The sequence below is a fragment of the Enterobacter sp. Ap-1006 genome, from assembly GCF_011752835.1.
Taxonomy (GTDB): domain Bacteria; phylum Pseudomonadota; class Gammaproteobacteria; order Enterobacterales; family Enterobacteriaceae; genus Cedecea.
The window spans coordinates 1,354,774-1,368,336 of the sequence record NZ_VWWU01000001.1; the positions used below are offsets into that span (position 1 = coordinate 1,354,774).

The following is a 13,563-nucleotide window of genomic DNA, read 5'->3' on the forward strand; positions in this document are numbered from 1 at the left end:
GAACAGAAATGATAATTTATACGCCGATCATGATAAAATTGGGCTTGGGGATACTATGTCTGATTATTCAAATCAATCTCATGGGGAAGGGCAATCTGGCGCCTTCATCCGCAATGGACCAGGTTCAGAACTATGTGCTCGGGGGGATTATCGGTGGCGTAATTTATAATGAATCGATAACAGTACTACAGTTTGTTTTGGTGTTAATTATATGGACCTTCCTCGTCTTTGTTCTTAAATTTTTAAAAGAGAACAATCGGCTAGTTAAAAGGATTATTGATGGCAAGCCAATCACCCTGGTACATAATGGCAGTGTCAATGTTAGGGAGTGTTTACGCAATGGTGTTTCTGCGAATGATTTGATGTTCAAGTTAAGGGCCAATGGCATTTATGAAATAGAACAATTGAAGCGAGTGGTTCTCGAGCAGAATGGGCAATTAACCATTATACAAAGTGGTGATGAGAATATACGCTACCCAATTATAGTTGATGGTTTAGCTAACCATGATTTGCTCGAAATCCTTAACAAGGACAACGCCTGGTTAGAAAATGAAGTTATCAAGCAAGGCTTTAATAAAATTAGCGAAGTCTATTTGGGCGAGTATCTCTCGGGCAGGATCAATTTATACGGATATGAAAAGTAGCAGCCGAAATCAAGCTCTTTACCTGCTGGATTATAGATAAAGTGAATGTCCTTCATCCTTTAACTATCACTATAAAAACCCCACCGCATGGGTGGGGTTGCCAGAAAACTTATTTCCCGGACCAGGTACGCAGTGCGTTTTCGCGCGCTTCAGCCTGCTGGGCAGTATTCAGCTTGTAGTAGTCTGGCGCTAAAGCACCTTCCCAGTCGCCGTACATTGGGTTCGGCAGCACAATGAACTGGGTGCCAAACTTGCCGCGGTTATCGCTGGCGAACTGCTGACGCTGGGACTGATCCTTGTGGTAAGTCGCTTTGCCAAAGTCATTCAGGTTGTCGCCGATGTACATTACTACGTCATAGCCTTCGGCTTTGATCGCATCGAAACGGGCCTGCTTGTTGGAGCTGTCGGTTTTCAGGCGCACGGTTTTGTCGCTCACGCCGGTAAAGCCCAGAGCTTTCATGTTGGCGACGGTGGCGTCAAAGTCTTTGCTGTCGCGGTTGGACACATAGAACATCGTGCCGCCGTGGCTGTTCACGTAGTTAGCAAAATCCACCGCGCCCGGGACGGCCAGCGCCTGGCGAGCCTGAGTCCACCGGGACCAGGTTTTGTCGTCAAACGCTTTGTTGTTTTTGGCCTGCCACGCGCTGTAGGCGCTGTTGTCGAGCATGGTTTCATCCAGATCGACGATAACGGCCCGCTTAGCGTTACCCTGTTTAGCGGATTGATCCCACGCGGCGCGAGCGCTGTTAAACGACTGGTACGCCAGCGCGCGGTATTCGCCGGATTGCTGGAACCAGTCCACCGCCATTACCGTCTGGCTCGCCAGTTTTTGATCCGCAGCCTGCTGCTGGTTTGCGCAACCCGTCAGGCTGACCAGCACCAGCGCTACTGCGCCACACACTAAACTTTTCTTCATTTTTATGTCCTTACCCTTGCTTTTATCATTAACGCCGTTGATACCTGCCGGCCCCTGCACTGAACAATGCCGGCACTTTTTCCAACAAAATCAGCAGGTATTGTTAAAAAATGTTTTACCGAATATTAAAGCTACGTTATCAATAGCTTTTTAATGGATCGACAGTGGATACTCAATATGACAAAAATATTTCGACGCAATTTTTTTTCCCTGATGGTGGTAGCGACATTACCCGGCGTGAGCATTGCGGCCCACGCAGCTGGCTGTGAGGAGACCCGGGCAGGCATCGACATGGGCTCCGGCACCACCAAGCTGGTGGTTGCCAAAGTGGATACCTGCCAGCGGCGCATCAACAAAGTGTTGTTCGAAGATCAGCGTCCAATCGGTTTTAACGAAGATTTATCCAAATCTGCAGATAACACTCTCAGCCCAGCGATTCAACAGCAGGGGCAGACGGCGCTGCGTGAGCTAGCTGCAGAGGCTGCCCGCTATCATCCCGCCCGCTTTAACGGCGTGGCTACCGCTGTTTTTCGCAGCGCGTCTAACGCCCAGCAGACGATCGATGCCTTCAACCGTGCTGCTCCGGTGAATCTAAAAATTATCACTCAGGAACAGGAGGCCGAGCTGGGCTTCCTGTCCGCCAAAGCCTCGATGCCCGTGCCGCTGGCAGACGACCAGATGGTGGTCTGGGACATTGGCGGCGGGTCGATGCAAATGACGACCTGGCTGCAAAAACACGACAAATGGCAGCCGGAGATTTACCAGGGCAAGCTGGCCTCCGTCACGCTGAAGAACTACATCATCGACGTGGTGAAAAACAAAGATTTGCATGATGTTAGCTCGCCAAATCCGATTGGTTCCCTGCGTGACGGCGTGCTGCGTTTTGTTCGCTTCTATGCCACCACTCACGTCAGCCCGGAGATGAAACAGGCGCTGGCTAAGCGTACCGTCGTGGGTATCGGCGGGGTGCATGACTTCTCCGTCAGCAAGCAGCTCAATGAAAAGGTTTACACCCTCGCCGATCTACAAAAATCTTCCGCCAGCCAGGTCTGGAAAGGGGATTCAGAGCTACGCGGTGATTACCGGGCCACCGACGTCAGCAACCTGCTACTGGTTCAGGGCTACATGGAAGCCCTGAAAATCCCTCAGGTGACCGTAGTGAAGGCCAACCTCGTTCAGGGCGTGCTGATTCAGTAACGTCTCATGCTTCAGGCGACGGCGCTTTTCGTGCCGCCGCCTGGGGCACTAACCGCGTTTTTGCTGCCCGATCAGATGAATGATTAGCCCGATAAGGCTAAGCCCACCGCCCAGCATCGAAGCCAGTTCCCAGCCGCCGAGTCGCCACATCAGGCTCGCGCCCCAGGATCCCAGCGCGCCGCCGATAAACATGCCGCTCATAAAGACCGTATTGATACGGCTACGGGCTTCCGGCCTCAGGGCATAGATCACGTGCTGGTTAGAGATCAGCGCCGACTGCTCGCCCAGATCCATCAGGATGATGCCAATCACCAGCCCGGTGAGCGAAGTCCACAGCCCCAGCACCGCAAACGAGATGACCATCACCAGCGCCCCAAGCCCGATGACGGCATACGGTCCCCGGCGGTCGGCAATTCGCCCGGCAAGCGGCGCAACCAGGATGCCTACGGCACCCACAATGCCCATCAGACCGGCGACGTCTGCACCAAGATGAAACGCGGCATGGAGCTGCAAGGCCAGAATGGTCCACAGGCCGATGAACGAGCCAAACAGCGCGGCCTGAATCCAGGTCGCCCGACGCAGCAGCGGTTCTTCCCGCCACAGAGAAACCAGCGAGCGCATCAGGGTCATGTAGCTCTGTTTATTACCGGACGTGTGGTGCGGCAGGGTAAAGAACAGCATCAGCCAGCCGAATGCGGTTGCCACAGCACCGAGCCAGAAGGTCGCTCGCCAGCCCCAGTGATCGCCGCTAAAACCGCCCACGGCCCGGCCAAGCAGTATGCCGCACAATACGCCACTCATTACCGTGCCGACCACCTGTCCACGGCGTTCCGGTTTAGCCAGCTCGGCGGCGAACGGCACTATTTGCTGGGCCACGGAGCCGGTTACGCCCACCGCAGCGGAGGCAATAATAATTGTGACAACATTGGGCGCTAAGGCCAGGCACGCCAGCGCTACCGAAAGCCCCGCAGACTGGCAAAGGATCAGCGTGCGGCGGTTAATCTTGTCGCCCAGCGGTACAAGCAAGAACAAACCAAAGGCAAACCCAAGCTGCGTTGCCGTCGGCGCAAGGCTGACCAGCGCAAGCTGCCCCGGAAACGCCTGCTGAAGCAGTTCCAGCAGCGGCTGGTTGTAGTAGACATTGGCAACAAAAACCCCGCAGGCCAGCGCCATTATCAGCAGCAGAGTGGAGGTTAAAGGCGAATTCTTTTCCGCCTCGGGCGGACGATTCAGGGTGATGCTCAGGGGATTATCCGACATGATTTTTATCTCTGGGAATGACGAGCCCTGATGCTGAACGATTGTCCGTCCGCAATCTTTGCCCTAGAATTTCAGACTTCTGAAATCACCTGAAAAGCGACCGTTCTTATGCCTGCCGACGAGCCCCAACTCCGCTCAGAAAGAGATGACGACATGGTGGTCTTTGGTCGCTATCAGCTGTTTCCGGATTTGGGATTGCTGCTCAGGGACGGCGTTCGGCTGGAGCCGGGCGAGCGGGCAATGGCCGTGCTCCGGCTGCTGGTCAGCGAAGCGGGGCAGGTGGTGACCAAAGAGACGCTGCTGGCCACCGTCTGGCCAAAAGAGATCGTCGAAGAGAATAATCTGCAGGCGCAAATCTCCGCTTTGCGCAAAATTTTTGGTCCCGACCGCCATTTGATTACCACGGTGTTTGGCCGGGGCTACTGCTTTACCGCCACGGTGAATAAACTGCAGGCGGCCACGTCGTCTCTGCCTGTCATCACCTCTTCAACGGCATTACCTCGTCCCCGTTCGCCGCTGATAGGGCGCGAAAAAGAACTGGGTGAAATCAGAAAACGGCTGATCGAGCATACTATTTGTACGCTGGCGGGCCCGGCGGGCATCGGCAAAACCCGGCTATTGCTGGAAGTGGCCCGCGAATCCGCCAGTCTTTATCCCGATGGCGTCTTTTTTGCCGACCTGTCCAGCCTGAACGCCGGATCAGATCCAGCCCCAGTTTTGCGGGCGGCACTGGCCGGTATTCGTGGCGCGGGGCCGTTGCAGCCACGCCCCGCGCTGCTGGTGATTGATAACTGTGAGCATCTGTCGGCCGCCTGCGCCAGGGAAATTGAGCATCTACTACAGCGAAACGAATTACTGAGCATTTTGCTCACCAGCCAGTCTCCGCTGGGGATTGAAGGGGAGCAGGTTTACCGCGTTGGGCCGCTGACTTTGCCGCCAGCACAACTGGCCGCCAGCGAGGCACAAAGTTTTAGCGCGGTTGAGTTTCTGGTACAGCGTATTCAAGCGGTGGATTACGCGTTCCGCCTGAGCGAAGAGAATATCGGGCCGATCCTGGCGCTCTGCCGGTTGCTGGATGCCGTACCGCTGGCGCTGGAAATTGTGGCTGCTCGCGTTGCCAACCTGGGACCGGATGCCGTGCTGGCCGACCTGAGCGGGCGGGAGACGTTACCCGAAACGCCGGGAGTGACGGCTTCCCGGCACAGAACGCTGGCCGAGGCGCTGGACTGGAGTTATCGATTACTTACGGCTGAAGAACAGCGAGTGTTTCATGCCCTGGCGGTGTTTCCCGGTGAATTTGACCTTGCCGCCGCGAAAGGATTGTTAGATCAGCAAGAGGTCAGCGACGTGGTGGCCAGCATGGTGGCGAAATCCCTGCTGGTTTTGCAGGCGGGCACGCGCCCGGCCAGGTATCGCTATCTCAACATTGTGCGCACGTACGCTCGCCGGACGCTGGCCCCAAATAGCACCCCGTATTTTCTTCGCCATGCACAACTTGTGGCCGACAGCATGGTGCGGGCAAAAGTTGCCTGGGCCGAAGAGTCCAGTCCGCAGTGGCGCCGTCAGTATGGCTATTTAATTGACGATCTCCGTGCGGCCGCAGACTGGTGTTTTGGTGTGGGTCAAAACGCCCCGCTGGGACGCAGTATTCTCGCTAACGCCACGCCGTTCTGGATCCAGCTTTCGCTCCACGGCGAGTGTCGCCAGCGGATTACCGGCGCAATTAACGATTCGTACAATGGTCAGGCCACGCCGCGTGAAGAGATGCTAATGCAGGCCGCGTTGGGCTCGGCGCTGGGCTGGGCGCAGGGGCCCATTGAAGAAAACGGTCAGGCCTGGCGGCGAACCGGGGAGATTGCCGGCACTCTTGGCGATGTGGAAATGCAATTACAGTCCGAGTACGGGCTGTGGCTGTATCACCTGCGCAGTGGCCGCTACGCCGATGCCGCAGAGAACGGCAAAAAAATGGCTGAACTGGCGACACAAACCGGTGATTACGGCGCGCTATTAACCGCCCGTCGCCTGGCAGGCACCGCGCTGCATTTTTCCGGCGAGCAACAGGCCGCGCTCAGCGAAATTCAGGCTTTGCTGGATCGCACCGTGGATGATGACAGCCAGAGAGCGCCTTTCCGCTTTGGGCTGGATCAGCGCGTGGCGGGCTGGGCTTTCCTGGTGCGGGCGCTGTGGGTGACTGGCGATGTGGCGAAAGCCAGAAGAGCGGCGCAGCTGGCGGTGGAAGAAGCCCGGGCGCTGGATCATGCCTGTTCGCTGTGTGCGGCCCTCGCGGAAGGCACCTGCACGCTGGCGGCCTTAACCGGAGATACCGCTGGAGTGCTACAGGTAGCCTCGCAGATTGAGGCCATCGCCCTGGAACACGGCCTGGGCTTCTGGCGGCTTTATGCGGCCGCTTTTACCTTTTGGGGCAGGCTTCGCCAGCAGCCTGAAACGGTACTTCCCCAGCAGATCCTCGCCATGCTTACCCGGCTGCGGGATAACGGTTTTGATCCCGCTTATTCACTTTTTCTGTCTGATTTCGCCGCCGCGCTGGCGCAAAAAGGCCAGCCAGAGGTAGCCGAAGCGATGATCGCCGAGCGGCTGTCCGCGCTTGACGTCAACCAATCACTCTGGAACCTGCCCGAGCTGATGCGGGTTCAGGCGCACATTCGTTACGGTGGCCAACCAGAATATGGCCTGGAACTCAGCATGGCGCTGCAGTCTGCGCTGCTGCTGGCACAAACCCAGACGGCCAAAGGCTGGATCCAGCGCATAGAAACCGATCTGCGTCAGCTGTGATCTTCCGATGAAATGCAAAGCGGCAGAAAAGCCGCTTGCTTGTTGCTCCTGCCGATATTAATCTCAAAATAAGATTTAAATAAAAATAACATTCATTTTTAGAGATTGAAACGGTGAGGGTCATGACAATGCATTTCAGGCCAGAAATTCGGGCGCTGCAGCTGGCGCTTGCGGGTGCAGTGGTGCTGGCGATAGGTATGGGCTACGGGCGTTTTTCCTATACCGGCATTCTGCCGGTGATGCTGAAAGAAGGGCTGCTGTCGCTGCATCAGGGCAACCTCGCCGCATCGGCTAACTACGCAGGTTATCTTATTGGTGCCTTACTGCTGGCGAAAGCTAAGCCTGCTGACGCGCGGCGGTTAAACATGGCCTCCGTCGGGTTAACCATTGGCTGCCTGCTTCTGCTGGCATGGACGAAATCGCCGTGGGCGGTGGTAGCGGTTCGGGGGTTTGCCGGCCTGTTGAGCGCGGTGTCGCTGATTGCGGCTTCACTGTGGCTTCTGCAGCACATGAAACACCATACCGGCGCGCCGGTGCTGTATGCCGGGGTTGGGCTGGGGATCTTTTTATCTGCGGAATTTATCGCGCTTGGTAAAGCTTATGGCTACACCAGTCAGCAAATCTGGCTGCTGTGCGGGATCGCTGCGCTGCTATTGTTTACGCTGGTTTATAAACTGCTGCTTAGCCCACCGGATTATCTGATCGACTACCAAAGACAGGCTTCCAGTCAGCTTCAGTCGGCGGCAGAGAATGCTAAAGCGGCGTGGAAACTGCTGGCTATCTACGGCCTGGCGGGCTTCGGGTATATCATTACGGCCACCTATTTACCGCTTTTTCTTTCCGGGTCACTTAGTACGCTGGATCCGGTGCAGCTTTGGGCTATCTTTGGCCTGGCCGCGATACCGTCCTGTTTTGTCTGGCATCACATCGTCTTGAAGTATGGTTATCGCCGCGCTTTTGCCGCCAATCTTCTGGTTCAGGCCGCGGGCGTAGTACTTCCGGCCTTTAGCCACTCGCTGCTTTTTTGCCTGTTAAGCGCTGTGCTGGTGGGCTTTACGTTCACCGGCACGGTGACGATAGCCTTACCGGAAGCCAGGAGGCTGGCGCATCTGGTACGCTTCAACATGATCGCGGCGATGACCGCTATTTACGGCATCGGGCAGATTATTGGGCCGTTGGTTGCCGGGGAGCTTTACGGCTTAACGGGCAATTTTAACGGGTCATTAGCCGCCGCCACCGGCGCATTGCTGCTGGCCGGCGGGCTGGTGCTGGCGGGGCGTTCAAAGGTTGCTGGCTGAGGCGAGAATCTGCTTCATCGCCTCAAGCGCGGTGGAGCAGTAGCCCTTGCGCCAGACTAGCTGGGTGAGCGCGTCGGCCACAAACTGTTGCTGCGTTCCTTCCGGCAAAGCCAGCGTCGCCGCGACGCTTTCCGGGAGCACGCCGCTGCAGCGTCCTGCGGCAACGGAAGCGATCATCGAGTGATAAGAGTTGACGTCCTGCACTTCCACCAGAGTTTGTGCGTTGAGCAAAGCCTCACCGCGCGCCCGATAGGAACATCCGCGCGGAAAAGCGGCAAGACGAGGATGATTGCCGCTGGCGGTTTCAGGCACGAGCCACACCAGGCGTTCAGTGAACACGTCCATGGACTCAAGATCTACGGGGCAGTGAACCTGTCCCTCGGCTTCCGGCAGCAAACTCACCAGGGCGCAGTCCAGCGAAGCGTGGCGAACCTGCTCCAGCAGCTGCTGCGTCGGCTGGGTGGTTAAGGTGAGGGCGACATCAGGGTACCGATGGTGAAACTGCTGGAACACCGGCATCAGGCGGCTGACTGCGGTGGCTTCCATCGAGCCCATATTCAGTGCCCCCGCAGGCTTACCCGGATGCAGCGCCTGTCGGGCTTCTTCCGCCAGGCTAAGTATTTTTTTGGTGTAGGAGAGAAAACTTTCGCCTTCCGGCGACAGGATCATTTTCTTGCTGTCGCGCACGAACAACGCGACGCCAAGATCTTCTTCCAGTTGCTGAATGCGGGTGGTGATGTTCGACTGCACGCGGCCGAGCCTTTGGGCTGCTTTCGTCACGCTTTGTTCTTCGGCAACGATTTTGAACATCTGCAGTGTGGTGTGGTTCATATTTTTCATTCTCAATATGATAATGATCTTGATATTAACATCTTCAAATAAGATGTTAAGCCTTCAATCTCTCATTTCCTGAGGTAGCGCCATGTTTCGTAGCCTTTCCCAACTGCTCGCGATAGACCATCCCATCATACAGGCCCCTATGGCGGGCGTCTCCACCCCGGAACTGGCGGCGGCGGTCAGCAATGCCGGTGGCCTTGGTTCGCTGGGCGTTGGCGCGAGCGACGTCGTACATGCCAGGGCAGCCATCCTGAAAACGCAGGCCTTAACCTCGCGCCCGTTCAGCGTGAATCTGTTTTGCCATCAGCCTGCCAAACGGGATGAGGCGCTGGAACGCGCATGGATTGATAGCCTGCGGCCGCTGTTCGCTGAGTTTGGCGGCACGCCGCCGGAAGCGCTCCGCGAAATTTATCAAAGTTTTATTGGCCACGAGGCAATGCTGGAGATGCTGCTGGAGACGGCTCCGGCCGCGGTCAGCTTCCATTTTGGTATGCCCGATCGCGACGTTGTGCAGGCCTTCCGTGACAAAGGAATTGTGACGCTTGCCACCGCCACCCGGCCCGAAGAGGCTTTGCTGATCCAGGCGAACGGTGTGGATGTTATTGTGGCGCAGGGCTTTGAAGCGGGCGGGCATCGCGGGATGTTCGACGATAAAGCTCACGATACCCAGCTCAGCGCCTTCGCGTTGGTACAGCTGCTGAAAACACAGGTGGATCTGCCCATTGTTGCCGCCGGGGGGATTATGGACGGGGCCGGTATTCACGCCATGCTAAGCGTGGGGGCGGATGCAGTACAGCTGGGTACCGCGTTTCTGCTTTGCCCTGAGTCAGCCGCCGATGCAGGCTACCGGCAGCGGCTGAAATCCAGCCGATTGCACCAGACGGAAATGACCCACGCTATCTCAGGCAGGGCAGCCAGAAGCCTGGAAAACGATTATTGCCGCCACGGGCGGACTGCTGGCCAGCATGCCGTCCCGGCTTATCCGGTGGCCTACGATATTGGTAAAGTGCTTGCCGGCCTTGCAAAAAGCCACGGTCACCAGGGCTACAGCGCGCACTGGGCCGGGCAGGGCGTGAACCTGATCCGCGAAATGCCCGCCGCTGAATTACTGCAAATGCTGGTGCGCGAAGCCGGGCTGTGAAGTCCATGCCCGGCGTATAGCCGTTTTACCGGGTGAAGTCAGTGGAGCGAGCAAGATCCTCCCACCGCGCCAGTTCATCATTCACGTTGTTATTTTTCTCCCGAAGGGCGGCAACTGTGTCGCTCCCCAGCGGCAATCGAAGCGGTGGCACTGGCGTTTGAGAGAGTTGAATAATCGCCTCAGCCAGTTTTTGAGGGTTGCCCGGCTGCCTGTGGTTCACCTGAGCGGCAAATTTACGCATCTCTCCCACCGTCGGTGCATAGTCATCAATCTGACGGCCTGTGCTACTCAACGATTGCCGATCGAGGAAATCGGTGCGGAAATATCCTGGCTCAATCACCGTAACCTTGATATTTAATGGCTTAAGCTCGTGGAACAGGGCTTCACTCAGCGCTTCCACGGCGAATTTTGTTGAGCAATAGACGCCCCAGCCCAGAGATGCCCGGTATCCGCCGATAGACGAGATGTTCATCACATGGCCTGACTTCTGCGTCCGCATTTGCAGCAGTACGGCTCTGGTGACGGAAAGAAGGCCAAAGACGTTCGTTTTAAAGATTTTTTCCACCTCTTCTGCGCTGGCCTCTTCCACGGCACCTAACAACCCGTAGCCCGCGTTATTCACCAGAATATCGATGCGACCAAAACGCTGCAGGGCAAGATTGACGGCTGCCTGAGCCTGCTGCTCATGAGTGACGTCCAGCGCAACGGACAGTAGCCTTTCGTGTTCACCCAGACGCTCAACAATGTGCTTAGGGTTCCGCGCAGTGGCGACCACGGCATCACCTGCTTCAAGTGCTTTTTCGGCGATAAGCGCGCCAAATCCTCTGGATGCACCGGTAATAAACCAAACTTTCATAGACTTACCTCATCAGAAAAACTCGCCGTATTCACGAGATTGTGTGTAATGTACCTCCCGGCAATAATTGATTTAATACCAATAAAACTTGATGACCTTATGAAGAGAGCTCACAAATGAAAAAGGTCAGTAATAACGAACTGGCGTGGGTACTGGCGATTGCCACGCACCGTAATATGAGCCGCGCCGCCGTTGAACTGGGCGTAACGCCTTCGGCGCTCAGTCATTCGCTTCGCAGCATCGAAGAACGGTTAGGCGTCCGATTATTCAACCGGACGACGCGAAGCATCGCGCTGACTGATGCCGGACAAAGGCTGTGTGCAAGGCTTCAGCCTGCGTTTCGTGACATTGATGCCGCCCTCGAAGATCTTAGCCAATTCCGCGGCCAGCCCATGGGGACACTGCGCATTAACGCTGGCAGACCTGCGGCACAGCTCGTACTGCTGCCGCTTATTTCGACATTCATTGCCCGGTATCCGGACGTTAACGTGGAAATCGATGCCGATAATTCCCTGGTGGATGTAGTGTCAGACGGGTTTGATGCCGGCGTGAGATTTGGCGAGACGGTGGATGCGGATATGGTGGCAATCCCGCTTGGCCCCTTTATACGCCCGGCGGTCGTGGCAACCCCCGAGTTTTTTACCCGCTACCCCGTTCCCCGGCACCCAAAGGATCTGCGGGCGCTGCCGTGTATTCGTCTGCGTTTTTCAAGCGGTAGTCTTTACCGCTGGGAATTTGAAAAAGACGGGATCAAGATGGATAACGCGGTAGAAGGGCCGTTAACGCTCAACGACATGGGGCTGATTGCCGAGGCGGCGCTCTACGGCAGCGGCCTGGCCTATGTTTTTGAAGACCTGGTCACCGCCCCGCTGAATGAGGGGCGTCTTGTCAGGGTACTTGAGGACTGGTGCCCTTACTATCCGGGGCTGTACCTATACTATCCGAGCCGCCGCCAGCTCCCCATGCCGCTGAAAGCCTTTGTCGATTTTGTGCTCGCTCAGCCCCGGGTTTGATCAGGTTAAAAGCCCTACCAGTATAGCGGCCACGTGCTGCAGGGCCACATCCTGGCTTCGGCGTTTGTGCCAGGCCAGGTGCAGTGAAAATCCCGGCAGAGCGACAGGGGCGGGGAAGGCGACGAGCCCTTCAGTAAAAGGTATGACCCGGGAAGGCAGCAGGGCCAGCATATCCGATGCCGCCAGCAACTGCGGCACCATCTGGAAATTCGGTAATACCAGCCCGACGCGGCGGCGTAATCCCAACCTTGAGAGTTCCGCATCCACCGGAGTGACGCTTTCCCCTTTCCCGGAGGTGATAATGTGCGGCCAGGCGAGCCAGCGCTCAAGGCTAAACCCGGATGCGGCAGGATGTCCCTCACGCATCGCCACGACGTAGTGCTCGTCCATTAACAGTTCGCTGTGAATGTCCGCGGCAGGCTGAGGAAAGACCGAAATAGCGATATCCGTGGTGCCGTTAAGCAACGCTGTTTCAGCCCGTTCCGCGCCAGCCCAGCCCTGAACGATGGGGCCAATCCCCGGGGCCGACTGCTGAAGTTTTTGCATCAACGGCACCAGCACGAACAGCGCCGGGAAATCCGCCATGGTTATCCGCAGTTGCTGCTTAATTTGATGCAGGGGAATCACCGGCAGGTCGATAAGTTCAGTAATGCCGCCCAGCACGGATTTCAGCGGGGCACGAAGAGACTGAGCAAGGGGCGTCAGCCGCATGGTGCCTCTGCCACGCTCCAGCAGTTCGTCGTGAAAAAGATCGCGACAGCGGGCAAGGGCTGCAGAGGTGGCAGATTGCGACAGGCAAAGTCTGTCGGCGGCACGGGTGACGTGCGCCTCGTCAAGCAGGGCGTCCAGCACCACCAGAAGGTTGAGATCCAGCGTTCTTAAATTCATACGACAGATAATAGATTATCTTGATTATCTGTTGGAGTAATTTTCTGGGCCTCGCCATTATCGTCTCATCAACCCAAGGAGACGCCCCGTGAACAAAACCCTGATTTTACTTTTCCATCCGGATTTGTCCCGTTCCAGCGCCAATGCCGCGCTGGCGCAAGAAGTTGCAAAACTTGAACACGTTGAGGTGGTCGATGTCCAGGCGCTTTACCCTGACGGGCTCGACATTTACCGCGACGGCGAGCGCGAAGCGGCCCGGCTACTTGCCGCCGACCGCATTGTGCTGCAGTTCCCGATCCACTGGTACTCCATGCCAGCCATTATGCGCCAGTGGCAGGACGCGGTGCTGACCCGGATGTTCTACCTGCATTACGAGGAGGAGGGGCGAAAGTTGGAAGGAACGCCGCTGTATGTGGCGGTCACCGCCGGTAACGTGGAGGAAGCTTATCGTCCCGGAGGCCGTAATCTTTTTACCCTCGAATCTCTGTTAGCCCCCCTTCGGGCCACGGCAAATCGCTGCGGCCTGACCTGGCATACCCCGTTTGTGGTCTACACTGCCGATAAGCTCGACGCTGCGGGGCTGAAAACGAAGGCAGAAGCGTATGCGCAGGCGCTTACCCGGTGGCGTGAAAATAAATTTTGAATTTTTTAGCAATATTTCTCGCGCTGATTCGTCTACCTCATCACAAGTGATTAGCCGTGACTTTACTGAGGTAAACA

Annotated in this window: 12 protein-coding genes; 7 read left to right on the forward strand and 5 right to left on the reverse strand. The window is 56.6% G+C overall.

Annotation, left to right across the window (positions count from 1 at the left end):
- The first annotated feature begins 8 nt into the window (after positions 1-8).
- Positions 9-644: a DUF421 domain-containing protein gene (locus F3J28_RS06235; protein ID WP_008458933.1), complete on the forward strand. Its 636-nt coding sequence runs from the start codon at positions 9-11 to the stop codon at positions 642-644.
- A gap of 109 nt (positions 645-753) precedes the next feature.
- Here the strand turns inward: F3J28_RS06235 and F3J28_RS06240 are convergent, their stop codons facing one another.
- On the reverse strand, positions 754-1,560 hold the full coding sequence (locus tag F3J28_RS06240; protein WP_166873839.1) for a 5'-nucleotidase, lipoprotein e(P4) family: 807 nt from the start codon (positions 1,558-1,560) through the stop codon (positions 754-756).
- 213 nt (positions 1,561-1,773) lie between these two features.
- Between F3J28_RS06240 and F3J28_RS06245 the strand changes: the two genes are divergently transcribed.
- Positions 1,774-2,757, forward strand: a complete 984-nt coding sequence (locus F3J28_RS06245; protein ID WP_166874478.1) for a Ppx/GppA phosphatase family protein — start codon at positions 1,774-1,776, stop codon at positions 2,755-2,757.
- 48 nt (positions 2,758-2,805) lie between these two features.
- Here the strand turns inward: F3J28_RS06245 and F3J28_RS06250 are convergent, their stop codons facing one another.
- The gene (locus F3J28_RS06250; protein ID WP_166873842.1) at positions 2,806-4,017 is read right to left on the reverse strand and encodes an MFS transporter; all 1,212 of its coding nucleotides are present in this window, start codon (positions 4,015-4,017) and stop codon (positions 2,806-2,808) included.
- A 108-nt stretch (positions 4,018-4,125) separates the two neighbouring features.
- Here F3J28_RS06250 and F3J28_RS06255 point away from each other — a divergent pair, with 108 nt between their 5' ends.
- Together F3J28_RS06255 and F3J28_RS06260 are read left to right on the forward strand one after the other, a co-directional pair.
- Positions 4,126-6,810, forward strand: coding sequence for an ATP-binding protein (locus F3J28_RS06255; protein WP_166873844.1), 2,685 nt, complete (start codon positions 4,126-4,128; stop codon positions 6,808-6,810).
- A 122-nt stretch (positions 6,811-6,932) separates the two neighbouring features.
- Positions 6,933-8,108, forward strand: a complete 1,176-nt coding sequence (locus F3J28_RS06260) for a YbfB/YjiJ family MFS transporter (protein WP_166873847.1) — start codon at positions 6,933-6,935, stop codon at positions 8,106-8,108.
- Here the strand turns inward: F3J28_RS06260 and F3J28_RS06265 are convergent.
- Positions 8,091-8,939 (reverse strand): LysR family transcriptional regulator, encoded by an 849-nt coding sequence (locus F3J28_RS06265; protein ID WP_166873850.1) that lies wholly within the window; start codon positions 8,937-8,939, stop codon positions 8,091-8,093. The genes F3J28_RS06260 and F3J28_RS06265 overlap by 18 nt on opposite strands.
- 91 nt (positions 8,940-9,030) lie before the next feature.
- On the opposite strand from F3J28_RS06265, the gene F3J28_RS06270 reads away from it, so the two are divergent.
- Positions 9,031-10,086: an NAD(P)H-dependent flavin oxidoreductase gene (locus F3J28_RS06270; protein ID WP_166873853.1), complete on the forward strand. Its 1,056-nt coding sequence runs from the start codon at positions 9,031-9,033 to the stop codon at positions 10,084-10,086.
- A 25-nt stretch (positions 10,087-10,111) separates the two neighbouring features.
- Here F3J28_RS06270 and F3J28_RS06275 read toward each other — a convergent pair whose 3' ends face one another.
- Positions 10,112-10,942 carry an oxidoreductase gene (locus tag F3J28_RS06275; protein ID WP_166873856.1) on the reverse strand — a complete coding sequence of 277 codons (831 nt, stop codon included), beginning with the start codon at positions 10,940-10,942 and terminating at the stop codon, positions 10,112-10,114.
- Positions 10,943-11,058: 116 nt separating this feature from the next.
- On the opposite strand from F3J28_RS06275, the gene F3J28_RS06280 reads away from it, so the two are divergent.
- Positions 11,059-11,955 (forward strand): LysR family transcriptional regulator, encoded by an 897-nt coding sequence (locus tag F3J28_RS06280; protein ID WP_166873859.1) that lies wholly within the window; start codon positions 11,059-11,061, stop codon positions 11,953-11,955.
- Here the strand turns inward: F3J28_RS06280 and F3J28_RS06285 are convergent, their stop codons facing one another.
- Positions 11,956-12,843, reverse strand: a complete 888-nt coding sequence (locus F3J28_RS06285) for a LysR family transcriptional regulator (protein WP_166873862.1) — start codon at positions 12,841-12,843, stop codon at positions 11,956-11,958. It abuts the gene before it with no gap.
- A gap of 88 nt (positions 12,844-12,931) precedes the next feature.
- On the opposite strand from F3J28_RS06285, the gene F3J28_RS06290 reads away from it, so the two are divergent.
- Positions 12,932-13,486 (forward strand): NAD(P)H-dependent oxidoreductase, encoded by a 555-nt coding sequence (locus tag F3J28_RS06290; protein ID WP_166873865.1) that lies wholly within the window; start codon positions 12,932-12,934, stop codon positions 13,484-13,486.
- The last annotated feature ends 77 nt before the right edge of the window (positions 13,487-13,563 follow it).

Coding starts and splice junctions, on each gene's coding strand:
- F3J28_RS06285 (WP_166873862.1), bottom strand. CDS start 12,843: ATGAATTTAAGAACGCTGGATCTCAACCTTCTGGTGGTGCTGGACGCC.
- F3J28_RS06255 (WP_166873844.1), top strand. CDS start 4,126: ATGCCTGCCGACGAGCCCCAACTCCGCTCAGAAAGAGATGACGACATG.
- F3J28_RS06265 (WP_166873850.1), bottom strand. CDS start 8,939: ATGAACCACACCACACTGCAGATGTTCAAAATCGTTGCCGAAGAACAA.
- F3J28_RS06270 (WP_166873853.1), top strand. CDS start 9,031: ATGTTTCGTAGCCTTTCCCAACTGCTCGCGATAGACCATCCCATCATA.
- F3J28_RS06240 (WP_166873839.1), bottom strand. CDS start 1,560: ATGAAGAAAAGTTTAGTGTGTGGCGCAGTAGCGCTGGTGCTGGTCAGC.
- F3J28_RS06260 (WP_166873847.1), top strand. CDS start 6,933: ATGACAATGCATTTCAGGCCAGAAATTCGGGCGCTGCAGCTGGCGCTT.
- F3J28_RS06235 (WP_008458933.1), top strand. CDS start 9: ATGATAATTTATACGCCGATCATGATAAAATTGGGCTTGGGGATACTA.
- F3J28_RS06275 (WP_166873856.1), bottom strand. CDS start 10,942: ATGAAAGTTTGGTTTATTACCGGTGCATCCAGAGGATTTGGCGCGCTT.
- F3J28_RS06245 (WP_166874478.1), top strand. CDS start 1,774: ATGGTGGTAGCGACATTACCCGGCGTGAGCATTGCGGCCCACGCAGCT.
- F3J28_RS06280 (WP_166873859.1), top strand. CDS start 11,059: ATGAAAAAGGTCAGTAATAACGAACTGGCGTGGGTACTGGCGATTGCC.
- F3J28_RS06250 (WP_166873842.1), bottom strand. CDS start 4,017: ATGTCGGATAATCCCCTGAGCATCACCCTGAATCGTCCGCCCGAGGCG.